Annotated in this window: 18 protein-coding genes; 12 read left to right on the top strand and 6 right to left on the bottom strand. The window is 45.9% G+C overall.

Annotated elements, in window-relative coordinates:
- Positions 1-29: 29 nt before the first annotated feature.
- Positions 30-956 (bottom strand): LpxL/LpxP family Kdo(2)-lipid IV(A) lauroyl/palmitoleoyl acyltransferase, encoded by a 927-nt coding sequence (locus ACHA99_RS02920; RefSeq protein ID WP_393940947.1) that lies wholly within the window; start codon positions 954-956, stop codon positions 30-32.
- A 103-nt stretch (positions 957-1,059) separates the two neighbouring features.
- Between ACHA99_RS02920 and hldE the strand changes: the two genes are divergently transcribed.
- The 4 genes from hldE (at position 1,060) to ACHA99_RS02900 (ending at position 4,698) form a co-directional block, all read left to right on the top strand.
- Positions 1,060-2,490, top strand: a complete 1,431-nt coding sequence (gene hldE / locus ACHA99_RS02915; protein ID WP_393940945.1) for a bifunctional D-glycero-beta-D-manno-heptose-7-phosphate kinase/D-glycero-beta-D-manno-heptose 1-phosphate adenylyltransferase HldE — start codon at positions 1,060-1,062, stop codon at positions 2,488-2,490.
- Positions 2,487-3,314 (top strand): hypothetical protein, encoded by an 828-nt coding sequence (locus tag ACHA99_RS02910; RefSeq protein WP_393940943.1) that lies wholly within the window; start codon positions 2,487-2,489, stop codon positions 3,312-3,314. Before hldE ends, ACHA99_RS02910 begins: the two co-directional genes overlap by 4 nt.
- Positions 3,315-3,465: 151 nt before the next feature.
- A complete protein-coding gene (locus ACHA99_RS02905; protein WP_006082899.1) occupies positions 3,466-3,945 on the top strand; it encodes a TetR family transcriptional regulator in 480 nt (159 codons plus the stop codon).
- A gap of 168 nt (positions 3,946-4,113) precedes the next feature.
- Entirely contained in the window at positions 4,114-4,698 is a 585-nt protein-coding gene (locus tag ACHA99_RS02900) for a hypothetical protein (RefSeq protein WP_105251573.1), read from the top strand.
- 195 nt (positions 4,699-4,893) lie between these two features.
- Here ACHA99_RS02900 and ACHA99_RS02895 read toward each other — a convergent pair whose 3' ends face one another.
- The 3 genes from ACHA99_RS02895 to ACHA99_RS02885 form a co-directional block, all read right to left on the bottom strand.
- Positions 4,894-5,274: a hypothetical protein gene (locus ACHA99_RS02895; protein WP_263161552.1), complete on the bottom strand. Its 381-nt coding sequence runs from the start codon at positions 5,272-5,274 to the stop codon at positions 4,894-4,896.
- A gap of 221 nt (positions 5,275-5,495) precedes the next feature.
- Entirely contained in the window at positions 5,496-6,980 is a 1,485-nt protein-coding gene (gene pntB / locus ACHA99_RS02890) for a Re/Si-specific NAD(P)(+) transhydrogenase subunit beta (protein WP_105251576.1), read from the bottom strand.
- Positions 6,981-6,992: 12 nt separating this feature from the next.
- Positions 6,993-8,519 (bottom strand): Re/Si-specific NAD(P)(+) transhydrogenase subunit alpha, encoded by a 1,527-nt coding sequence (locus tag ACHA99_RS02885; protein ID WP_105251577.1) that lies wholly within the window; start codon positions 8,517-8,519, stop codon positions 6,993-6,995.
- Between the two features lie 419 nt (positions 8,520-8,938).
- Here ACHA99_RS02885 and ACHA99_RS02880 point away from each other — a divergent pair, with 419 nt between their 5' ends.
- The 5 genes from ACHA99_RS02880 (at position 8,939) to ACHA99_RS02860 (ending at position 16,993) form a co-directional block, all read left to right on the top strand.
- A complete protein-coding gene (locus tag ACHA99_RS02880; RefSeq protein WP_393940939.1) occupies positions 8,939-10,738 on the top strand; it encodes an assimilatory sulfite reductase (NADPH) flavoprotein subunit in 1,800 nt (599 codons plus the stop codon).
- Between the two features lie 100 nt (positions 10,739-10,838).
- The gene (gene cysI / locus ACHA99_RS02875; protein ID WP_393940937.1) at positions 10,839-12,536 is read left to right on the top strand and encodes an assimilatory sulfite reductase (NADPH) hemoprotein subunit; all 1,698 of its coding nucleotides are present in this window, start codon (positions 10,839-10,841) and stop codon (positions 12,534-12,536) included.
- A complete protein-coding gene (locus ACHA99_RS02870) occupies positions 12,529-13,311 on the top strand; it encodes a phosphoadenylyl-sulfate reductase (RefSeq protein WP_393940935.1) in 783 nt (260 codons plus the stop codon). Before cysI ends, ACHA99_RS02870 begins: the two co-directional genes overlap by 8 nt.
- 757 nt (positions 13,312-14,068) lie before the next feature.
- Complete coding sequence (mtgA, locus tag ACHA99_RS02865; RefSeq protein WP_105251581.1) at positions 14,069-14,854, top strand: monofunctional biosynthetic peptidoglycan transglycosylase; 786 nt, start codon at positions 14,069-14,071, stop codon at positions 14,852-14,854.
- Positions 14,855-15,256: 402 nt separating this feature from the next.
- The gene (locus ACHA99_RS02860; RefSeq protein WP_173496778.1) at positions 15,257-16,993 is read left to right on the top strand and encodes a hypothetical protein; all 1,737 of its coding nucleotides are present in this window, start codon (positions 15,257-15,259) and stop codon (positions 16,991-16,993) included.
- Between the two features lie 61 nt (positions 16,994-17,054).
- On the opposite strand, the gene ACHA99_RS02855 is transcribed toward ACHA99_RS02860, so the two are convergent.
- Together ACHA99_RS02855 and ACHA99_RS02850 are read right to left on the bottom strand one after the other, a co-directional pair.
- Complete coding sequence (locus ACHA99_RS02855) at positions 17,055-18,611, bottom strand: S41 family peptidase (protein ID WP_393940932.1); 1,557 nt, start codon at positions 18,609-18,611, stop codon at positions 17,055-17,057.
- Positions 18,612-18,844: 233 nt separating this feature from the next.
- Complete coding sequence (locus ACHA99_RS02850) at positions 18,845-19,729, bottom strand: phospholipase A (RefSeq protein ID WP_113939007.1); 885 nt, start codon at positions 19,727-19,729, stop codon at positions 18,845-18,847.
- Positions 19,730-20,170: 441 nt separating this feature from the next.
- Between ACHA99_RS02850 and cobA the strand changes: the two genes are divergently transcribed.
- The 3 genes from cobA to cysN all read left to right on the top strand — a co-directional run bounded on the left by cobA (position 20,171) and on the right by cysN (position 23,538).
- Positions 20,171-21,013, top strand: a complete 843-nt coding sequence (cobA, locus tag ACHA99_RS02845) for a uroporphyrinogen-III C-methyltransferase (protein ID WP_393940930.1) — start codon at positions 20,171-20,173, stop codon at positions 21,011-21,013.
- 91 nt (positions 21,014-21,104) lie between these two features.
- Positions 21,105-22,013 (top strand): sulfate adenylyltransferase subunit CysD, encoded by a 909-nt coding sequence (cysD, locus tag ACHA99_RS02840; protein WP_105251586.1) that lies wholly within the window; start codon positions 21,105-21,107, stop codon positions 22,011-22,013.
- 82 nt (positions 22,014-22,095) lie between these two features.
- Positions 22,096-23,538, top strand: coding sequence for a sulfate adenylyltransferase subunit CysN (gene cysN / locus ACHA99_RS02835; RefSeq protein ID WP_306685393.1), 1,443 nt, complete (start codon positions 22,096-22,098; stop codon positions 23,536-23,538).
- The last annotated feature ends 1 nt before the right edge of the window (position 23,539 follow it).

The following is a 23,539-nucleotide window of genomic DNA, read 5'->3' as shown; positions in this document are numbered from 1 at the left end:
GGCATTTTTGTATTCAAAGCTAATTGAGCTTATTGATATAAAGATTTGTCCGTTGGGTCGGGACGGGTCTTAAAGCGGCGATGTAACCACATATATTGGGCGCGGTTTTTATCTATGATGGATTCGATAATCTTGTTACCGCGAATGGCATCGGCTAATTCATCTTCGCCGGGGAAATTATCCAGCGGTGGCATCACTTCAATTCGATAGCCTTTATCATCTGTAGTACGTTCCACAAAAAAAGGCAGGACTTTAGCTTTGCCGAGTTTAGCTAACGTGGTGGCACCGGTAATCGTTGCCGCATCTGGCATAGCATAAAATGGGATAAATACCGCGCTTGATCGGCCAAAGTCTTGATCGGCCGTGTACCAAATCACATCGGGATTGCGTAGGCAGCGTATCATTTGGCGCAAGTCGCGTTTAGAAACGAGACCTTTATTGGAGCGTAAACGGCCTTTGACCTGCAGGTATTCCATCACAGGATTATTGTGTGGGCGATAAACCCCCACGCCGGGTTGGAATTGGCCGAAGATACGTGCGCCCATTTCCAGCGGTAAACAATGCACGGCAAAGAGGATAACTCCGTGGCCAGCATTTAACGTGTTTTGTACGTGTTCTTCGCCTTTGATACTCATGTGCTGCTGCACTTTTTCATCGGGCCACCACCATGCATTGATGGTATCGAAAATGGCTTTGCCCGTTTCTTCAAAGTTACGCGTGAGTAAATCTTCTCGCTGTGCTTCCGCCATTTCAGGGAAACAGAGGGTCAAGTTACGGCGCGCTGTGTGGGTGCGACCAGCTGCGAATTTCATCACTAAGCGACCCAATCCCTTACCCAGCGTCATCTGCCAAGGAAGCGGTAGAAGCTGAGTTAAACGCATCAAAAATACGCCAAACCACATGGGCCAATGCTTAGGATGATATAAAGAAGATGAAAACTCGGCTTTCTCGACCACAAAAATACTCACTACTTTTGAAAATTACTGCTCATTCTAACTCAATTTTTGCTGAAAATTAGGTACAATCACGGTTTAATTTCTGCATAAAGATAAGAGCACTATGAAGGTTTCTCTGCCAGCATTTGAAAAAGCCAGAGTGTTAGTCGTCGGCGATGTGATGTTAGACCGCTATTGGGTTGGCCCTACGGGACGTATCTCCCCTGAAGCCCCCGTACCTGTGGTGAAGATTAATCAAGTCGAAGACAGACCCGGCGGCGCGGCCAACGTGGCGCTCAATATCGCGACCTTAGGGGGGCAAGTCCAACTTGCTGGGCTCGTCGGTCAAGACGATACTGCCCATGCCTTAACGCTCGGCGTGCAAACTTTAGGGGTTGAACCCCAATGGTTAAGTATTGCTGATAAACCAACCATCACTAAGCTGAGGGTGTTATCACGTAATCAGCAGCTTATCCGCCTCGATTTCGAAGAAGCCTTCGACAAGGCCGATAGCGTGCGTTTATTGAAACAATCCGAGGCCTTACTCGATTCTGTCGATGTCGTGGTGTTATCTGACTATGCTAAGGGCGCTATCGATCAGCCGCGAGATTTTATTGCTTTAGCGCGTTCGAAAGGTGTGATGGTATTAGTCGATCCTAAGGGCAGTGACTTTGGTCGTTATCATGGCGCGTCGCTAATTACCCCCAATATGAGTGAGTTTGAAGCCGTTGTTGGCACTGTGACCTCTGAAGCCGATCTGCTGGAAAAAGCCCGTGGCTTACTCAAGCAACATCATTTTGATGCCATTTTAGTGACCCGCTCTGAAAAGGGCATGACCTTAGTGACCGCTAATGCGCCTGAGTTGCACATTCCTACCGTTGCCCGTGAAGTCTATGATGTGACGGGTGCTGGCGATACTGTGATTTCAGCCTTAGCAACCTCATTAGCCGCGGGCGCCGATTTACCGCAAGCTTGTGCGATTGCGAACACCGCCGCAGGCGTTGTGGTCGGTAAACTTGGCACTTCTACCGTGAGCCGCATTGAGCTTATCGAAGCTTTAGCTTTGCACCATGGAGAATCGGGTTTTGGGGTGGTGAGTGAAGATCAACTGGCCTACGCCTTAGAGCAAGCCAAATTGCGCGGTGAACGTGTGGTGATGACTAATGGTTGCTTTGATATTTTACATGCGGGCCACGTGAGCTATCTTAAACAGGCGAAAGCTTTGGGCGATCGTTTGATCGTCGCGGTAAACGATGATGCCTCGGTTAAACGCCTCAAGGGTGAAGGCCGTCCAGTTAATCAGGTTGATCGTCGTATGGCTGTGCTCGCTGGCTTAGCTTCTGTCGATTGGGTTGTGCCTTTTAGTGAAGATACGCCGCAGCGCATCATTACTCGATTGCTGCCAAATCTGCTGGTCAAAGGTGGTGATTATAAGCTTGAGGATATTGCAGGTGGCGCTGAAGTGATGGCCGCCGGTGGCCAAGTGCAAGTGCTGGGCTTTGAGGATGGTATTTCAACCACGGCGATTATACAAAATATCATGGCGAATCAGTGAGCTTAGTCGCTCTGGCATTCGCATCTAGCCTGACTTGGACGCCCATTGCCGATAAGCAGGCTTTGATTTGCCCTTTACCAGAGCTTGGCACTTGCTTGGCATTATTGCCAGAGCAAGTGTTGGTGCAGCTTCCTGCAACTCTCGAACAATTTAGGCTTGATTTAGGCCGCAGAAGTGCCATGGTCATGCCCGTCGATGACAATAAAATTGCGGGCCTAGTCTTAGTGAATGAGCCGCTGACACCGCAAGTACAGTTAGCCAGTGTCGATATGGTGACCTATCAATTACCTTTGCTTGAACAGCCGCAATTAACCCTATGGCATGAGCTTGGTCATTTGGAGAACCTTGCTCTGCAAGGCTCTGTGTTACCGACTCACTTGAGTGCATATCAACATGAATGGCTAGCCGACATTTATTTGGTTTGGCGTATCGCACGGGAGAAAAATGATTTTGCCTTGGCGTGGCAGCAATACCACAGACGTAACCTTGATGCATTAACAAGCCCGCAATATTTGTCGCATTGGAGTTCGCCAATGTTGATACAAGTGTTTCATCGATATGATGTTGCTCAAGTGGCTAAATTTACCGAGTATCGGGACTTTTTAACGAATTTTTACCCTAAAGCCGAGCAATTAGAGCCGAGATTATTAGGTGAGTATTCGAGCTTAATGCAACGCACTTTTGGCGCGAGTGTATTGCAACCCCTTCCTGAATATCTATTTTGGCGAAAAGCCGATCTTGGACACTATCTCCAACCGACGTTCGTTTTACTCATGGGCGAAGAAAAAGCACATAACTGGTTGGTACAAAATTCAATGTTATGAATGTGTTAATTAAATCAGTGGTGAAGCCTGTTTTAAACTGAACCCTAGCTGAACAAAAGTGAAATACGCTGGTTACGGCCCAGTGAACAGCAGTAATCCCTGAGCGGCTTTGGTAAGCTTTCCCCCTAAAAATAAGAGGGGAGACATTACTATGGCTAAGCGCTCGCGAGTACAAACTGAGCAAACCATAAATCAAATTATGGATGAAGCGTTAAGACAAATTTTGACTATCGGCTTTGAGACTATGTCTTATACTACGTTATCTGAAGCAACGGGTATTAGTCGCACAGGTATTAGTCACCATTTTCCACGCAAAAGCGATTTTCTTGTTCGTTTAGATAGTCGTATCGGCAATCTATTTGTTGCTGCGCTGGATTTTTCTAGCCAAGAGGCATTGGAAACATCCTGGATGCAGGCAATGCAGGAAGAACATTACCGCGCAGTATTGAGACTGTTCTTTAGTCTTTGTGGTGGTGCGAATAATGAAATTACCCTCTTTAGAGCGGTGAGTACAGCGCGTCAGCAAGCGATTGCTGAGTTAGGCTTAGCGGGCGATCGCACGATCAACCATTTATTAGGCCGTACAGCTGTGATGTTGTTATCCAATTTTGATGTGGCAAAAGCAGCATAATAGACTGACCAATGAATATAAAAATGGAGCCTGATGGCTCCTTTTTTGTGGGTAAAAATCGTGATTTGTACTGAGGTAAGTCATACCCCAATAGTGTAGGATGACCATTCAATAATGATTTAAGTTAGTGATATTGCCTTTTACTCTTGATTTGACAGGATAAAACATATGGACATGACACCCATTTCTAATGAGGCAGATATGCCTAAACGCGCCATTAAGCTTGATAACACTGAGCTTATAAAAACCAGTTTTTGGGTGAGTCAGATTTTTATAATCATTGCGACTGTTGTTGGCGTGTACTTAGCCGCGCAAGAAGGGTTGTCACAGGCAATTAAATTTGATGCCCTGAGCAATATGCAGAATAACTATCATCTGCGTCATGCCCTATATGACGAAGTGAGTGACAATGTTGAAATCTTGAGCCATTACGCTGACACAGTTGAGACTGTGAGTAGTAATAGTTTAGTGAAAATGCATCCGCAGATGGGATTATTTGTCTGGGATAACATGCGCTATTCTGCCAATGCGCTAGAAACACCGAGTGATATTTTGTCTGATATTCGTCGTTTGTATTTAGAGTCTGAGAAGATCATTAGCAATATTGAAACCCGTCACTATAGCGTTTCTTACGGTAAGGATCAGTTGCAAAATGTATTGAGTAAAATCAAAGAAGATACTTTGCCAAAACTCAAAACGAATTATGAAACCCTGTCAAAAGAGCTTAAAGATAACGATATTGCCGTCGACTAACGTATCTTGGCTTCGCTCCCCCCAAGCATCAGGGGTCATTCTTATCCCTGATGTTTGAATCCATTGATGAATTCAGTGTTGCTGACAACACCTTTGCCTGATCAGCTTTAGTCCCTATTATTTTATGGCACTTAAGCTAATGATGAATCTAGTCAGATTTTCTCCGTCGGTATTTATCATCAAAACCTTGTTGAGTTAGCTTAATTCCTGTCGATAGGCTTGAGTTAATTTTTGCTGTTGTAGATAGATGCGAATCGCCAAGAAGGTTAATGCGGCAGCAATCACGGCGCTGATTGCGTGGTGGAAGACTAAGTGACTTATCAGGAATGTGGGCAAGTCTTCAAAGCTGTCGATAAGGAAAAGCTTAGTGATTAAGCCGATATAGACGAGAAGATGCAGAGCCGCGCCAGTGATAAAGAGTCGTTTAAATTTATCAATCAGTTTGATATCTAACTTGATATTAAACCATCGACAAAATAGGTACCCACTCAGGCCGATAGTAATCGATATCCAGCCAAGCCCGAGTAATGAGGTTTTGATTAATACGGCAGACAGGATAAACAGCCCAAGCAACATTTATTATTTCCTTAAACCAGCTTTAGATTTAACTTACTGTTTTAGCTTACATTAAGCATATCAGCATTGTAGGCAGATAAGCCTCGCATCATATTGACGCAGAGACTAGCTTAATAGGCTTAAAAAAATGTGAAAAGAAAGGGAGCCAGTGGCTCCCTTCATTTCCTTAGAATAGTGTTTATCGCCTAAACGATTTTTACTCTGTTGATATTAAATCAAGCTCAAAGTGCCTTTAAAATGGCTTCAACACTGGCCTTAGCATCCCCAAACAGCATTTGGGTATTTTCTTTGAAGAACAGCGGGTTTTGCACGCCGGCATAACCTGTGTTCATCGAACGTTTAAAGCCAATCACGTTTTGTGCTTTCCACACTTCCAGCACTGGCATACCTGCGATGGGACTGCCTGGATCTTCCATTGCCGCGGGGTTAACCGTGTCGTTGGCGCCGATAACGAGCACGACATCTGTGTCTTTAAAGTCTTCGTTGATTTCGTCCATTTCGAGCACGATATCGTAGGGGACTTTCGCTTCAGCGAGCAGTACGTTCATATGGCCTGGTAATCGACCAGCAACTGGATGGATACCAAAACGCACTTTCACGCCGCGATCACGTAGTTTTTGGGTGATTTCCGCAACAGGATATTGCGCCTGCGCCACTGCCATACCGTAACCCGGAGTGATGATGACTGAAGTGGCATTTTTCAGCATATCCGCCACATCTTCGGCGTTGGTTTCACGGTATTCCCCCATTTCTTCATCGGCAGTCGAGGCCACACCATCTGTGCCAAAGCCGCCAGCGATAACTGAAATAAATGAGCGATTCATGGCCTTACACATGATGTAAGACAGAATAGCACCCGATGAACCCACTAACGCGCCGACCACAATCAAGAGGTCGTTCGACAACATAAAGCCTGCCGCTGCCGCAGCCCAACCTGAGTAGGAGTTCAGCATAGACACAACCACTGGCATATCCGCGCCGCCAATGGATGCCACTAAATGCCAGCCAAAGGCGAAAGCAATCAAGGTCATCAACAGCAGTGCTGGCATAGTGCCACCTGTCTGAACGAAGTACACCAACAGGGCGAAAGACACTAGCACTGCGACTAGGTTTAGCTTGTGGCGATGTGGCAGCATCAGAGGTTTAGATGAAATCAGTCCGCGTAACTTACAAAAGGCAACGATAGAACCCGTAAAGGTCACCGCACCGATGAAGATCCCGAGGAAGACTTCGACTAAGTGAATGTTAAGCATAGCGCCAGTGAGGTGCTCTTTGCTGGCGGTCTTCACCGCTTCACTTAGCGCATCTTGTACTGCGGCGAGGGTCGTATTGATATCACCACCGACAGCCACCACGACTTGTGAGACTTCCTGTGGGTGTAAGTCGATAAAGCTGTTGAAACCCACTAATACCGCGGCCATACCCACAAAGCTGTGCAATATAGCAACCAGTTCAGGCATTTCAGTCATTTCGACTTTTAGTGCTAAACGGATACCAATCGCGCCGCCAATCACCATAGCGATTAAGATCCACGCAATTCCGTTAGTATCGGGGTTGAAAATGGTAGCCAGTAGGGCGATTGCCATACCTAAGATACCGAATAAATTGCCGTGTTTTGCCGTCTCTTGCTTCGACAGTCCCGCGAGACTGAAGATGAAGAGAATGGCGGCAATAATGTAAGCTGCTGTTACCAGTCCTTGAGACACGTTAAACCCCCCTTAATCCTTACGGAACATCTTCAGCATGCGCTGAGTGACGGTAAAGCCACCGAAGATGTTAATACTGGCGATCAGCACGGCGATAAACGCCAGTACAGTGACCAAAGTTGAACCCTGACCGATTTGCAGTAGGGCGCCGACCACGATAATGCCCGAAATCGCGTTAGTGACTGACATTAAAGGTGTATGCAGTGAGTGGGATACGTTCCATACCACGTAATAGCCAACAACGCAGGACAGCAAGAATACTGTGAAATGCGACAGGAACTCTGGTGGTGCTACCGATGCCACGGCAGCAAACCCTGCAACGCCTAAGGCGGCGAGCACGTATTTGAGCTTAGATGGTGCCTTCGGAGTGGTATTTTTCGGCTCGATTTTCGCCGCTGGTTTTGCTGGCGCCGCAGAAACAGAAATCGGTGGTGGCGGGAAGGTCACTTCACCTTCTTTAATCACTGTCATATTGCGCATGACTACATCATCAAAGTTGATGCTGGCTGTGCCGTCCTTTTCTTTACACATTAACTTCATCAGGTTGACTAAGTTAGTGCCGTAAAGCTGTGAGGATTGCGCCGGTAGACGACCGGGAAGGTCGGTATAACCAATCACTTTTACGCCGTTAGGAGTAACAAACAGCTCACCCGATTGCGTGTATTCGCAGTTACCACCCGTCGCAGCGGCTAAATCGACGATCACTGAGCCGCTCTTCATGCTATCGACCATGGCTTTGGTGATGAGCTTAGGCGCTGGACGACCAGGGATTAGCGCTGTGGTGATGATGATATCGACTTCTTTGGCTTGTTCGGCAAACAGCGCCATTTCGGCGGCAATAAATTCATCCGACATGGTTTTAGCATAACCGTCCGATGAACCACCTTCCTCGTTACCAAAATCCAGTTTAAGGAATTGGCCGCCCATAGATTCGATTTGCTCGGCCACTTCTAAGCGGGTATCGAAGGCGCGCACTATGGCGCCAAGCGAACCAGCAGTACCAATGGCGGCAAGGCCAGCTACACCAGCACCAATGACTAACACTTTGGCGGGCGGTACTTTACCAGCAGCGGTAATTTGGCCAGTAAAGAAACGGCCAAATTGATGTGCGGCTTCAACAACGGCGCGATATCCACCAATGTTTGCCATAGAGGAGAGGGCATCAAGTGACTGGGCGCGGGAGATGCGTGGCACCATGTCCATTGCCATCACGTTGATCTTACGTTTAGATAACTTCGCAACCAGCTCAGGGTTTTGTGCGGGCCAAATAAAGCTGACGATAGTCGCCCCGTCTTTGATTTGTTCAATTTCGGCGTCGCTTGGCGCATTGACCTTAAAGATCAGATCGGCTTGCCAAACGTTTGTTGTCACCTTCGCGCCCGCAGCTTCAAAGGCTGCATCATCGAAACTTGACAGTTGACCTGCATTGGCCTCAATAACAACTTCAAAGCCGAGTTTTTTAAGCTGCTCAACGGTGGCTGGGGTCGCGGCGACCCTAGTTTCACCGGCGAGACTTTCTCTCGGTATTCCAATCTGCATGACTACTCCCTGATGGTTTATATAATCGTTCCGCCTGCTGTTCTTCCTTCATCGTACTCAACTGCAAAATCTGTCGTCACCAGCGTTTATTCGGCGGGTGATTCGAGTCAGTTAGGGCATTCAATCTAGGATGGACACTTTTTGTTTTTAAAACAAACTATTCTGTGGGCAACAGAAATTATTGTTCGACAGGCTCATGACCATTGTGGCAATACTTTAGCTTGGCACAAGTGCATATTTCTCAAGCAGGCCGTTTCTGCACTGGTCGGATCAAAAACTTTTAACCAGTGCACACTTTTGTAGCTTAAATTTTGCACTTTGTATATTCCAAAATGGAATTAAAAATCCTATTTTATTCTTTTTTGCTTTTCTTAAACCGCGATAAGCTTGTGGACATTACACTGTCATAGGGCCGTCTCATGTTGTTAAAAGAACTTTCATCGCTGGCTTCGCCATTGTCTCAAGGACAAGTCGAGAAGCTAAAACAACTCACATCTGAGTTAAGTGCTGTGCAATTGGCCTGGGTGAGTGGCTATCTTGCTGCCACAGCCAATGCGGGCCAATTAGCTACCGTCGCGCAGGCGCAAACGGCTCAAACTGTGACGATTCTCTATGGCAGCCAAACGGGTAATGGCCGTGGTGTCGCTAAAGCGCTCGCCGATAAGGCACAGGCGCAAGGTTATGCGGTCAATCTGGCTTCAATGGGCGAATACAATGTTCGCCAATTAAAGCAAGAAGCTGTGCTTTTATTGGTGGTCAGCACCCATGGTGAAGGTGAAGCGCCGGATGATGCGATTGAATTACACAAGTTTTTAGCATCGAAACGTGCCCCTAAGTTAGACAATCTACATTACTCTGTGCTTGCGCTGGGGGATTCTAGCTATGAATTTTTCTGCCAAACTGGTAAAGACTTCGATGCCCGCCTAGCTGCACTCGGTGCTAAATCACTGTTACCTTTAATTGAATGTGATGTGGATTATGAAGCTGCCGCGGGCCAGTGGCACGCCGATGTATTAGAGGCCGTTAAGCCGCTAATTGAAACCTCGTCCGCCAGTGTGGTATCCATCGGCACCGCTAAAGCGATTGGCGAAAGTGAATTTACTAAGCAAAACCCCTATAGCGCCGAAGTGCTTGTGAGCCAAAAAATTACCGGCCGTGGATCAGACCGAGATGTGCGCCATGTTGAAATCGACTTAGGCGACTCAGGGTTAACCTATCAAGCGGGTGATGCCCTTGGTGTGTGGTTTAGTAATAACGAAGTGTTAGTCGATGAAGTCTTAGCAGGCCTGTCATTGGTCGCTGATGAGTTAGTAACCCTAGGCACAGAATCCTTGTCCCTTAAGCAAGCTTTGGTTGATAAGAAAGAACTGACTCAGTTATACCCTGGATTAGTCAAAGCATGGGCCGAATTGAGCGGCAGCGCTGAACTGCTGGCATTGAGCGAAGATAAAGAACAAGTGCGCCACTTTATCCTTAAGCATCAATTTGCCGATTTAGTTACTCAGTATCCATTATCAAATAACTCAGTAACCTTAAATGCAGCAAAACTGCTTGAGCTACTGCGGCCATTAACGCCAAGACTTTACTCTATCGCCTCAAGTCAAAGCGAAGTTGAAACAGAAGTCCACTTAACTGTGGCCTTAGTGGAAGATGAGCGCCACGGCTCAGCACGTTTTGGCGGCGCGTCACACTTCTTAGCATCTGCGCAGGAAGGCACGCAAGTTAAGGTTTATGTTGAGTCGAACAAGCATTTCCGTTTACCCGAGAATCCAGAAACACCGGTGATCATGGTGGGTCCTGGTACAGGTGTTGCGCCCTTCCGTGCCTTTATGCAGGAGCGCGTAGCACAAGGGATCCAAGGTGATAGCTGGTTATTCTTCGGCAATCCTCACTTTGAGCAGGATTTCTTGTATCAAACTGAGTGGCAACAGTATTTGAAAAATGGCGATCTCAGCCGTATCGACGTGGCGTTCTCACGCGATCAAGCCCATAAGATTTATGTGCAGCACCGCATTAAAGAGCAAGGCCAAGCCCTGTGGCAATGGTTGCAAAATGGCGCGCATCTTTATATTTGTGGTGATGCTGAACGTATGGCGAAAGATGTTCACCAAGCCTTGATTGAGGTGGCAGTCGAAGTCGGTGGTTTGAATACCGAAGCTGCCGAAGCCTATTTTGAAACCCTGCGCAGCGATAAACGCTACCAAAAAGACGTGTATTAATCTCAACCGTTGCGCGCATAAAGAAACGCATAAGAATAGCCAACGCTGCACACGTGATGACCTGTGCAGCCAGCGAACCCAATTTTAAGAGGCAGTTGCCATGAGTGAGCAAAAGTTAGCGTTAAACGAATACCTAAAGACCGACAGTGATTACCTGCGCGGGACCATCAAAGAAGGTTTAGATTCTTCTGTGACTGGCAGTTTCAGTGACGGCGATCAGCAGCTGATCAAATTTCATGGCTTCTATCAGCAGGATGACCGCGATTTACGTAACGAACGTAAAGAGCAAAAACTCGAACCTTTATATAGTTTTATGTTACGCGCCCGTGTACCCGGCGGTATTTGTTCTCCACAGCAATGGTTAGGCGTGGACAAAATTGCCTCGACGCTCACCAGCTCGAACAGTATTCGTTTGACGACCCGTCAAACCTTCCAATATCACGGTATTCCTAAGCGTAACTTGAAGACCATTATTCAAGACTTAGATCGGCAGGCGCTGGATTCGATTGCTGCCTGTGGTGACGTTAACCGAAACGTCATGTGTAACCCCAATCCGGTGGAATCGAAACTGCACGAGCAAGCTTATGCAGTGGCGAAACAACTGTCTGATCATCTATTACCCCACACTCGCGCCTACGCCGAAATCTGGTTAGATGAAGAAAAGTTACTTTCTACCGAAGATGAAACCGTCGAACCTGTGTATGGCAAAACCTATCTGCCACGTAAATTTAAAATGGCGGTTGCGGTTCCTCCTGATAACGATGTTGACGTTTACACCAACGATTTAGGCTTTATTGCTGTTGCCGAAAACGGCGAGCTAGTTGGCTTTAACTTAACGGCGGGCGGCGGCATGGGCTCGACCCATGGCGAAGTAGAAACCTTTCCACGCCTGGCTGACGACTTTGGTTTTATCAAAACTGAAGACGTGATGAAGTTTGCTGAAGCTGTCATGACAGTGCAACGCGACTGGGGCAATCGCTCTAATCGTAAGCGTTCGCGCCTTAAGTACACTATCGTCGACCACGGCTATGAAAAGTTCAAAGCCGAAGTTGAACTGCGTGCAGGAGTAAAATTTGAACCTAAGCGTGATGTAGTGATTGGCGATCGCGGCGATCGTTATGGTTGGGTCGAAGGCGTTGACGGTAAGTGGCATTTAACCTTATTTATCGAAAGCGGTCGTATTAAGGATTTACCGGGCCAAACCCTGCAAACGGGGTTGCGTGAAATTGCTAAGATCCACAAGGGCGATTTCCGCATGACCTCGAATCAAAACATGATCATCGCAGGTGTAGCGGCAGAAGATAAAGCCACGATTGAAGGTTTAGCCCGTAAACATGGTCTGCTGGGCCAAGTGTTGACGCAAACCCGCGGTCACTCGATTGCCTGTGTGGCGTTGCCGACATGCCCATTAGCGATGGCGGAAGCCGAGCGTTATTTCCCTGAGTTTATCGATCATATCGATGCGCTACAGGCAAAACACGGCATCAGCGAGCAAGCGATTGTGGTGCGTATGACGGGTTGCCCTAACGGTTGTGCCCGCCCATTTGCCGCTGAAATTGGCCTTGTGGGTAAAGCGCCGGGTCGTTATAACTTGTACTTAGGTGCAAGCTTTGAAGGGACTCGCCTGAACAAGATGCACAGAGAAAATATCCAAGAGGCGGACATTCTCGCCGAATTGGATGCCCTGTTTGGCCGCTACGCAGTAGAGCGTGATGCAGGCGAAACCTTTGGTAACTTCACCGTCCGCGTGGGTGTAGTGAAGGCGGTGATCGATGCCGCTAAGGATTTTCATGGCTGATATTGAGCAAAAAACCAGTGATAAAGTGCCGACTGTGGTCAGCGCTGCCGAACTCAAGGCATTATTGAGTGCGCCTAAGGCAGAGCAAGCGATAGAGCTTGAGCGCATTAATCAGTTCTTAGGGGGATTAAGCGCACAAGAGCGAGTGCTATGGGGCTTAACTTATTTGCCCGGTAATCATGCGCTGTCCTCAAGTTTTGGGATCCAAGCCGCTGTAATGCTGCATATGATGAGTCAGGCACAGGCGAATATTCCGGTTATTCTCACAGATACGGGTTATTTATTCCCTGAGACTTATCAGTTTATCGACGAGCTGACAGATCGTTTATCACTGAATTTAAAAGTGTACCAAGCAGTGATGACATCGGCATGGCAAGAGGCGCGCTTTGGCCAGTTGTGGGAGCAAGGGGTCAACGGACTAGAGCAATACAACCGGTTAAACAAAGTTGAGCCTATGCAACGCGCTTTAGCCGAGCTTGAGGTAGGCACTTGGTTTGCAGGGCTTAGACGCAGCCAAGCCAGTACCCGTGAGGCGTTGCCGATACTGGCGATTCATGGCACGCGCTTTAAGTTACTGCCGATTATCGAGTGGTCGAATAAAGATGTTCACCTCTATCTGACTCAATTTGACTTGCCGTACCATCCACTTTGGGACCAAGGCTATGTTTCTGTGGGGGATACCCATTCGAGTAAACCACTCGAATTAGGCATGACAGAGGAAGACACTCGCTTTAATGGCCTTCAACGTGAGTGTGGTCTGCACTACGAAATCTAGTCATTTTATTGATTTTAAATATTAAACGCCTCAACTTAGTTTGGGGCGTTTTTTTATCATTTTAAGATAAGTGGGATTGAATTTAATACTCTGGATTGTCGAGGAAGTTAAGTGATGTCATTTAAGCGTCGTTTAACTAAGATAGATTGATATTCATAGAGTTAGTTTGCATTCATTTTTAAATGCTAAAAATGTTGTACATTTTTACTCACAGAGTTATGCACATTGGTTAAGCCTGCGCTATATTTTGAAGTTCCCGTAGATGGTTTTGAAGCGTTTTACTGCGTTAATTGACATGATTCATGTCTTTTATGAGGTTAAGTTGTTGTATATCGGTATTTATGGGCTGGGTTTGCTGTGTATCGATATGGCTTAATTGGATGCAGTGAAAGCGTTGAAAACCTGACTCGCACCTGCGAGTATCAAGCAGTTTGATTGACTTGCTAGCTCTCGTTAATCAGCCATCATTACCTCGGTCAGCTGTCGTCAAAGCTGCCGAGGTCAAGTTAAGTCGACCCCAGTCAATCTCCAATAGTGATTTGTTCTTGTTATGGTTATTTCTCAACCTATCTTTGATTATCGAGTAAGATATCCTTGGTGTTTCCTTTATTCTCGTAGCATGATCAGCTTGCAACTCGCGTAAAGCTTTAGAATATTTTCTGTAAGCCTAGGTTGCGCCAAAGAATCCTTGCAATGGGATGGCTTGACTGGATAGATGAGAAACAAGAAATGAGAGTGTGTGGATGAGATGGTATAAATGACGGCCCCTTTATATGCGATGCGAGATCATGTCAGGCGTCCAAGTGTTAATAAGTCGAGTGACCCAGCACCTCAGAGACGAAAGCGTGGTTTTCGTCGTTTATTGTCTTGGCTATTTAAGGGATTAGTTTGGGCATTTATTTGCTCAATTTTATTAGTGATCCTACTACGATTCGTCGATCCTCCTATGTGGACTTGGCGTATCGAGCGTGCCTTATTTCCACCAGCACCTATCGGTGAGATCAGGCATCAATGGCGCGATTTAGCGCAAATTTCTCCCGAATTACAATTGGCTGTGATTGCTGCGGAAGATCAACGTTTTGTTGAGCATACTGGATTCGATTTAGCCGCGATAAGTTCGGCACTGAAATACAACCAAAAAGGTACCAAAGTCCGCGGGGCAAGTACCTTAAGTCAGCAGGCGGCGAAAAACCTTTTTATGTGGTCGAGTCGCAGTTTCTTTCGTAAGGGATTGGAAGCTTGGTTTACGTTATTGATGGAGTTGACTTGGGATAAGTCGCGTATTCTTGAAGTGTATTTAAATATTGTAGAATTTGGTCCAGGCATTTATGGCGCCGAAGCGGCATCAAAGCATTATTTTGGAAAGTCAGCGGCAAAACTTACCCAATACGAGGCCTCATTACTCGCAGCCATTTTACCCAATCCTTGGCGCTATAAGGTGTCTCCACCGTCATCCTATGTGCAGCAGCGCTCAGCTTGGATCCGTAAGCAAATGCGTCAGCTAGGTGACGTCACGCTTAAAAAAGTCCACGAAGCACGATGACGCTCTGGTGAGTTAGTTTGAGTGAGATGAGCTTAATTTGTCATTGAGTTCTTTGCTTAATCGTCGATGACTTTGAGATGTTTTATTACCGAATTGAAATAAGATTGGAATCATGTTGAATAAACGTTAGTTCTAATACGTTTTTAATGCTGCGAACTCCTATCCTGTTCGCTTCTGTGTCGGTTTAATGTTAAATTATCGGGAAAATTTTATACCTTAGTTTCGCTTAGCCTAAGCATTTTAAACTGGGTTTGTATTGCGTAGGGCTGAGTCGTTGCGTTTTCTGATTTTGCATTATCTGCATAAGGGATATGTAAGAGCGGATAAATATTTAAATACCTAAGGTGAGTTCTTTAGGTATTGTTTTCATAAAATTGAATGTCATTAAATGGAGTTTCTTAAATGAAAAAGATTGTGATTGCCGCGGCAATTATTGCAGCAGGTGCTGGTGGTTATTGGTATATGCAGAATGGCGCGGGTTCTAGTGCCTCTGCTAATCCTTTGCTCGACTATGTGCCTGCCGATACGCCGATATTTTCGGGCCAGTTAAAACCCTTCCCGTTAAAAGCGTATTTACAGTCTATTTCTGGAAATTATCAGCAATATCCAAGTAATACGCTTGATGAACTCGGTGTGCAGGATAGCCCTATGGGCAAGTTCTTCGTTAGCATTTATCAGCAGTATATGGATGGGATGAAAGATCCTGCCTTACTGTTAAAAACCTTCGGTTTCCCCGATGAAGTTAAACCTTATATTTATACTTTAGGTGCTTTGCCAGTATTAAAGATTGATGTTAATCAGGCCGAAGCATTTTGGGCTGTATTAGATAAAGCCGAAAAAGACAGTGGTGTAACCCACGAAATGCGTAAAGTGGGCGATGTTGATTATCGCGCTTATGCACTATCGGATGAAAGCTCAGCAGAGAAAGCTGAACTGCTATTTGCCCAGAAAGATGGCATATTAACGATGACTTTCAGCACCTCTATTACCGAGCCTGAGTTATTAGAAATGGCATTTGGTATTAAGAAGGCGCCGCAGTCATTAGCCGCTTCTGGCATATTAGAAGATATTATTAAGACCCATGGTTTTAAAGATGACAGCATTAGCTTTATTAACCATGTGGAAATTGTAAAGGCATTGACCTCTGCAGATAGCAATATGCTAGCTAAGCAACTGACTCAATTTTTTGCTGATGAAAGTGAGGGGGAAGATCCATTAGCTCAAATCAGAACACCAGAATGTCGTACCGAACTGACTGCGATTGCCGCTAACTGGCCGCGTACCGTTGCTGGTTTAACGGCGTTTTCTGTGACGGAAAAAGAAAGCCATATGGCGGCTTCATTTGTTGTCGAAACGAAGAATCAACCTATTCTTGCGGCAATGCAAAAGATGCGTGGTTTTATTCCATCGCATCTGGCGGATATCGACAGCACTATCTTCTCCATGGGAATAGGTCTAGATATCAATGAAATTACTCCTTCATTAACGGCTATTTGGGATGATCTGCAAAAGCCACAACTGACCTGTGCACCATTGGCAGAGTTGCAGGCTGAGTTGAGCCAACAGAGCCCAGCTATGCTAGGCATGTTTACTGGCATGGCTAACGGTGTGAAAGGCATGAGCGTTTCATTGCTCGATTTTAAAATGAGCACACAAGATCAAGAGCCTAAGTTAGAAAGTTTAGATGCTTTAGTCAGCCTCAGCGCCGAAAACCCATCCATGTTGTTTAATATGGTGAAACCTTTCGCCCCTATGCTGGCTGAAGTGCAATTAGCCGATAACGGCGATGCTACTGATTTATCTCCAATATTGATGTTGCCTCCAGAGTTAGGTGTTAAGCCAATGCTGGCGATTAAAGGTCAACATTTAGTGGTGTATAGCGGTGATAAAGGCTTGGCCTTAGCTAACAAATTAGCAGGCGAGAAACTGTCAGCGAATGGCATGTACAGCTTATCTGCTGATTACGGCAAGATGTTTACGCCAGTGCTAACACTGTTAGAAATGAGCGGTGAGCCGATCCCTGAAGAAATGCAAATGCTTAAAGATTACAACATGCGAGTTCAAATGAGCTTCGATGTGAATAAGCAAGGCTTGGTCATAGGTTCAGTCGCCAATTCTAAAGCGACTGAAAAGAAGTAATGCGTTAGTAAACTCATATTTGTTTGAAATGAGCCAGCAGATTGCTGGCTCTTTTTTTGGCTTAATTTAGCTTAGCTTGAGCCAACTTAGTGTGCTGTGCTGGCAGAACAAGTTGCGCTTTGGGCTTGGCGGAGCGCATTAAACTAACGAGCCCTTGCCATTGAATATCACTGTTCTGAGGGAGCAAAATATCCGGTTCAGTCCCGATACCGGACAGGAGTCGCCCCTGTGCATCATAGGTTAACGAACTGCTGAATCTTATGTTTAATCCACTGTTTGGCAGTTTGAAATGATACTGACGTGCAAAGTCGCCTGAGGTTTTTTCACCAATCAAATTTGCCCTAGACCAAGATTTAGTACGATAGGCAATCCACTCGCATTCTTGGCGACAATGGGGACTCACGAGTAGAGCTAAGCGATTTCGCCCTTCAGGAGCCACCGCAGGCTTAGTGCGAACATACCAAGGGCTGAATTTCTCTTTATCGACAGAGGGTAAGTTACGGGTGAGAGATTTGAGCCTAGGAGGACTGTACTCTAACGCATCCAGAGGCATAAAATTGAGCGGCTGTAGATAGTCATTTCTCAGCTCTGGTGAGCGGCGATAGTGCGCAAATCCCATCACGTTAGGTGTTAAAGTGTTATTTAAATCCGCATCTTGATATCGCGACAGCATAGTCAATAATTTCGGACTAAAGCCACTGGCATCACGTAAATCAATGATTAGTAAGGGATGTGTCATGCCTTTGAGCAGTTCTTGCTGTTGTTCTTTATCTAATTCAAAGGCGTAGAGATCGCTGATCTTAAGTTTGACCGTCGTATTGTTGACCGTCTCTAATTGATTTGGCATGTCTTGAAATTCGGTGCGCTCAAATTGAGATAATTGGTTAATAAATTCGAGCACATTAATATCTTGAGTCTCGTCTTTTTCACTGATAGTTGCTAATTGAGTTTGTGGGTTATGGCTTGGCAGGGCGAGAGTCACCTGCTGGCTTTGTTGGTCATCATTAATTAGCGTAATGACCACATAGGGCTTTATGCTGAGTCCTAAGTCTTCGCGCAGTAGGTTAAGTTTTTTCAGCCAAGGTAACTGCATTTCTTGGCTCTGTTTTGCCGGCTCAGGTAAGTAGGCTTGGCTGGTCGCTACCCATTTGCTCATAGGTAAACCATCGATATGAGTGATAAAGGGGAAGTCGTTGTTGACTGGATTATTATCGTTATCCAAGGCTAACCATTGGTCGTTGACTGGCCTTAGCGTTAACGGGAGATCGCCGCTTTGATCATCGAAGTTATGCACTTGAGCGCCTGGATCTTTGAGGGTATTGAGTAATTTAGTGACTTCAGCAGCAAAGCGATCATTGGGAGTAATATCTTGATACTGTTCAACAATAAGGCTAGCCATAAATTTAAGCTGCGGGTTGGCTTTGTCGGCCGTTAAGGCATAAAACGCTGAGTGTTGCTCGATTTGATCCAATAAGGCATAGAGATCTTGGCGTACCTCTTGTGCATTCAGCACTGGTGCAGCGCTATCTTTTGGCACAGCGAAAAACGCGAGCTTAAGTAAGCTCGCGAAAATAATGACACTGAGTAGCATGACTATGCTGCGGTAGCTAAAACTCATATTCTTCCATGATGTTAAGGCGCTGCTTCAGGGCACAAAAAGGTGTGCGACTATCGGCTTAAATGCCATTCGGATCAATGTAAATCGTCCTGCTGAGCCCTAAACTCAGGTCCATCTGAGCAATTTAGCAGCAGGTTTGGTAGATTAGCAGCAAATTATGGTCGATTTTTGTACTTAGTCACTTTATATACCCAAACAATCTTAAATAGCGGGATCAAGTGAGTATATCTTTCTTAAAGAATATCGTTGAGTGAAATTCCGATACCAATACGTTGATTGTGATAGTTGTAATCGATTAGGCTTTCGCCATAACCATTAAAGTATTGAGTATAAAAGCGTAAGTTGCCGACGATAGGATGACTCCAAGTCAGTTCTGCTGAGCCTCTGTCGATATCTTCTAGATTCGTTTTAACGGTTAAAGTGAATCTATGTTCATCGATACCATAAACGCCAATAAACTCTGCTTTACCTATATAGTCATCAATATTAGGGTTATCGTCGCCGCTGGCTTTATATGGATCTGTTTTTTCATCTTCAGGAATACGCCACCACACTTTGGTGGAGAAGGCGAGTGGGCCTGCATCAAAAATCATAGTGGCATAGAGGCGATTCCAACTGCGGGAAAGTGGCCCTGCTTTACCATTCGATTGATGTACGGCACCAAACCCCCAAAAGGAATTGGTCACACTGCCAATTTTCCAATCGTTATTAAACAGCATAAAGACTTCAGGTTCGTGATTGGTTTCCCTAAAAGGCGACGAAGTGTCTTTGTTATAAACTTGCCAATAGGATTGATTGGTGTAAGCAAAAAATAAATGGCCATTATCACCAAACACATTGTACCAAATAGGAAATTTAAAACTGATTTGGAACTTAGCCTCAAACTCATCTAAAGAATAGGGGTTGAGTATTGCATCTTCGGTGAAAGGTGCCATGTTGGGATCTGGGCTGTAGGTGACTGGTAAAAGGTAATTCACTTTATGTGGCGTAATCACAAAAGGTAGATCCGCCGTGGCAAGTTCATCTTTTACTCTTCCTTTGACTAATGATTCTTCGGCATTTATGTCCGTACAGGCTAATAGCCCTGCCAATGCAATACCTGAGTAAAGTGGTTTCATCTGCCCTCCTTGATGTGTTTATTTATTTGTCAGTCGTACTCAACAAAGATAGTTATTTCCAGCTTAACATTAGAAAGTGAATTTATGGTTATGGAAAAATCCTGTGTCACTTAATGACAAATCTTGTAGTCAGCCATTTTTAGTCACATAGAGACATGTTTAGGTAGAATTTTTGGCAATAACATAGTGCCAAAATCATGCACTTAGCGGACAGAAATTAATTTGATGCAATTCGCTTAATCTTATTAAGTCATTTTATTTCAATGGGTTAACTTTGATTTAGGGCATTTTTGATTTTGAAACCTAAGGTTTCCCCCACTTTAAGTGAGTGGTCACTCATTCTTTTATATCTAAATGATATAAAAACTAATAATTATCTATTTATTATGGAATATAAGACGCGCTATATTTCTACAGACTAAAGTGATCTTGGGGATTCTGATGGAAATTTTCTCTTTACCGGGCCAAGCGGCCAAAGGCAAAGTCTGGCTGGTGGGTGCCGGTCCCGGCGACGTTGAGCTATTGACGTTAAAGGCATGGCGCATCCTTAAAACTGCTGATGCAGTGCTATACGACGCTTTAGTCAGCCAAGATATCCTCAATCTTATTCCTAAAGACGCTGAGAAGATTGCCGTAGGTAAACGTGCGGGCAAGCATAGCGCCGCACAGGACGAGATTAATCAGTTACTCGTCACTAAAGCTTACACCCGTAAAAATGTGGTGCGTCTTAAAGGTGGCGATCCTTTTATTTTCGGCCGCGGGGGCGAAGAGTTACAAACCTTAGTTGAAGCTGGGGTTGAGTTTGAAGTCGTTCCCGGCATTACCGCTGCCAGCGGCACGTCAGCCTATGCGGGAATTCCCCTAACCCACAGAGACCATGCCCAAGGCGTCACTTTTATCACTGGTCATTGTCAGTTAGAGAGTCGCCCTATGGATTGGCAAGGTTATGCTAATCCTAACAATACCTTAGTCGTGTATATGGGGATTCTGAACGCAGGCATTATTCGCCAAGGTTTAATCGATGCGGGCCGAAGCCCTGAAACACCCGTGGCGATAGTGTCAAAGGCAACCACTAAAGAGCAACGTCGTTTTATTGGCCGTTTAGGTGAGCTTGAACAGCTTGCTGCCGATCCAGAATTACAAATGCCAGCTTTGATGATCATAGGTGAAGTCGTCACGCTGAGTGACACCTTGCATTGGTTCAAACCTGAAGCGATTGAATCGACTCAGGTCAGCGATGAACAGACTCAATCGGTTAGAGTCTCGGGCGCGTCGATAAATTAAGCCGCAAACAGTTAAAGCTATTAAGCAGTTAAACAAATTAAGCTAATCCATGCTGTGGTAACACGGCGAATTTAAGGTAACGGAGAATAGTATGGCCGGGCGTGAATTAAGCCACTTACAACAACTGGAAGCCGAGAGCATCCAGATCATTCGTGAAGTTGCAGCCGAATTCGATAATCCTGTGATGTTGTATTCCATCGGGAAAGATTCTTCCGTTATGTTGCACTTAGCGCGTAAAGCCTTTTATCCGGGCAAGATCCCGTTCCCGTTGCTGCATGTCGACACGGGTTGGAAATTCAAAGAGATGATCGCATTCCGTGATGCGCAGGCAAAGAAATTTGGCTTCGAGTTACTGACGCACATCAACCCAGAAGGGTTGGCGCAGGGGATTAACCCTTTCGACCATGGCAGTGCGAAACACACTGACATCATGAAAACCCAAGGTTTAAAGCAAGCACTTAACCAATATGGTTTCGATGCGGCTTTCGGTGGGGCTCGCCGCGATGAAGAAAAATCCCGCGCCAAAGAGCGCGTGTATTCCTTCCGCGACCGTCACCACAGATGGGACCCTAAAAACCAACGTCCAGAATTATGGCGCACCTATAACGGCGCAGTGAACAAGGGCGAAAGTATTCGCGTGTTCCCATTATCTAACTGGACTGAGCTGGATATTTGGCAATATATTTATCAAGAAAACATTGAGTTAGTGCCTTTGTACTTTGCTGCTAAACGTAAAGTGGTTGAGCGCGGTGGTCAGTTAATCATGGCCGATGACGAGCGGATGAAGTTAGCCGAGGGCGAGCAGATTAAAGAAGAAGTGGTGCGTTTTAGAACCTTAGGTTGCTACCCACTCACGGCCGCCATGTATTCTGAGGCCGACAGTCTAGAAAAGATTATTGAAGAAATGCTGTTAACCCGTTCGAGCGAACGTCAGGGCCGATTGATCGACTCAGATCAAAGCGCCTCTATGGAGCAGAAGAAGCGTCAAGGCTACTTCTAATCTCTACAGGGTTAACCCTATTTCGCGAAGGTGGCGCTAATCAGCGCGACCTTCAGCCAAGCAGATCAAGAGTGAGAATATGATGGACAAAGCGGTCAATAAAACCAATCTCATGGCGGCAGAAATTACCCTCCATGGTGTGAAAGAATATCTAGCCCTGCAGCAGCACAAAGGCTTACTGCGCTTTTTAACCTGTGGCAGTGTCGACGATGGTAAAAGTACCTTAATCGGCCGTCTGTTACACGACAGCGCCCAGATCTATGAAGATCAATTAGCTAGCCTCAAGAGCGACAGCGCCAAGATGGGCACCACAGGTGAAGCCATTGACTTAGCCTTGCTGGTGGATGGCCTGCAAGCTGAGCGCGAGCAGGGCATCACTATCGATGTGGCTTATCGTTATTTTTCAAGTGATAAGCGCAAGTTCATCATCGCCGATACGCCAGGGCATGAGCAGTACACTCGCAACATGGCAACGGGTGCATCAACCTGTGATTTAGCGGTGATTTTAGTCGATGCCCGCTACGGCGTGCAGACTCAGACTAAGCGCCATGCGTTTATCGCGTCATTACTGGGTATTCGTCACTTTGTTGTGGCCGTGAATAAGATGGATTTGCTTGGGTTTGACGAGCAAGTATTCAACCGTATTCGTGCCGATTTTACTGATTTCGTTAAAGATTTCGGCAACCTCGATATCCACTTTGTGCCGTTATCGGCGCTTAATGGTGACAACGTGGTTGAGCGCAGCACCCAAAGCCCATGGTATCAAGGCGGTACACTGCTTGAACTGCTAGAAACCATTGATACTCAGCGTGAACTCAGCTCATTGCCTGTGCGTTTTCCTGTGCAATATGTGTCGCGTCCTAACTTAGATTTTCGCGGTTTTGCAGGCACGTTAGCCTCTGGCATTATCAATGTCGGTGACGAGTTAGTCGCTTTGCCATCGGGCAAACGCAGTAAGGTTGAACGTATTGTGACCTTCGATGGTGACATACAAGAAGCGGTTGCAGGCCAAGCTGTGACTATCACGCTGGAAGATGAAATTGATATTTCCCGTGGCGATTTACTGGCAAAACCCGATTCTGCGCCAGCCGTCGCTAACGTGATCAGCGCTGATATAGTGTGGATGGATGAAAAGCCATTACAACTCGGTCAGTTATACGACATCAAAGTGGCTGGTAAGAAGACGCAAGCTTCTGTGACTGCTATCGATTATGTGGTTGACGTTAATACCTTAGCACGCAGTGCGACGGACACTCTTGTGTTAAACGCCATTGCGCGTGTGACCTTAGAACTGACCGAAGACATAGTGTTTGATGCATATTCGTTAGTGCGTGATACGGGCGGAATGATCTTAATCGACCGCCTGAGTAATGCGACGGTTGCTGCAGTGATGGTGGTGTCGGGTCAATATGTTAACAAGCAAACAGCGTCACAATTTAGTGCCTTTGAAGTCGAGTTTAATGCCTTAGTGCGTAAACACTTCCCCCATTGGCAAGCGATAGATATCACTAAGCTTGGAGCTTAAT

The organism is Shewanella sp. S23-S33 (assembly GCF_043359565.1).
GTDB lineage: Bacteria > Pseudomonadota > Gammaproteobacteria > Enterobacterales > Shewanellaceae > Shewanella > Shewanella oncorhynchi.
This window is presented reverse-complemented; position numbering and strand designations above follow the sequence as displayed.

Bases quoted from the DNA above. Each gene is read 5' to 3' on its own strand.
- hldE (WP_393940945.1), top strand. From the start codon at position 1,060: ATGAAGGTTTCTCTGCCAGCATTTGAAAAAGCCAGAGTGTTAGTCGTC.
- ACHA99_RS02905 (WP_006082899.1), top strand. From the start codon at position 3,466: ATGGCTAAGCGCTCGCGAGTACAAACTGAGCAAACCATAAATCAAATT.
- ACHA99_RS02900 (WP_105251573.1), top strand. From the start codon at position 4,114: ATGGACATGACACCCATTTCTAATGAGGCAGATATGCCTAAACGCGCC.
- ACHA99_RS02895 (WP_263161552.1), bottom strand. From the start codon at position 5,274: ATGTTGCTTGGGCTGTTTATCCTGTCTGCCGTATTAATCAAAACCTCA.
- ACHA99_RS02885 (WP_105251577.1), bottom strand. From the start codon at position 8,519: ATGCAGATTGGAATACCGAGAGAAAGTCTCGCCGGTGAAACTAGGGTC.
- ACHA99_RS02880 (WP_393940939.1), top strand. From the start codon at position 8,939: ATGTTGTTAAAAGAACTTTCATCGCTGGCTTCGCCATTGTCTCAAGGA.
- cysI (WP_393940937.1), top strand. From the start codon at position 10,839: ATGAGTGAGCAAAAGTTAGCGTTAAACGAATACCTAAAGACCGACAGT.
- ACHA99_RS02870 (WP_393940935.1), top strand. From the start codon at position 12,529: ATGGCTGATATTGAGCAAAAAACCAGTGATAAAGTGCCGACTGTGGTC.
- mtgA (WP_105251581.1), top strand. From the start codon at position 14,069: ATGACGGCCCCTTTATATGCGATGCGAGATCATGTCAGGCGTCCAAGT.
- ACHA99_RS02860 (WP_173496778.1), top strand. From the start codon at position 15,257: ATGAAAAAGATTGTGATTGCCGCGGCAATTATTGCAGCAGGTGCTGGT.
- ACHA99_RS02855 (WP_393940932.1), bottom strand. From the start codon at position 18,611: ATGAGTTTTAGCTACCGCAGCATAGTCATGCTACTCAGTGTCATTATT.
- ACHA99_RS02850 (WP_113939007.1), bottom strand. From the start codon at position 19,729: ATGAAACCACTTTACTCAGGTATTGCATTGGCAGGGCTATTAGCCTGT.
- cobA (WP_393940930.1), top strand. From the start codon at position 20,171: ATGGAAATTTTCTCTTTACCGGGCCAAGCGGCCAAAGGCAAAGTCTGG.
- cysD (WP_105251586.1), top strand. From the start codon at position 21,105: ATGGCCGGGCGTGAATTAAGCCACTTACAACAACTGGAAGCCGAGAGC.
- cysN (WP_306685393.1), top strand. From the start codon at position 22,096: ATGGACAAAGCGGTCAATAAAACCAATCTCATGGCGGCAGAAATTACC.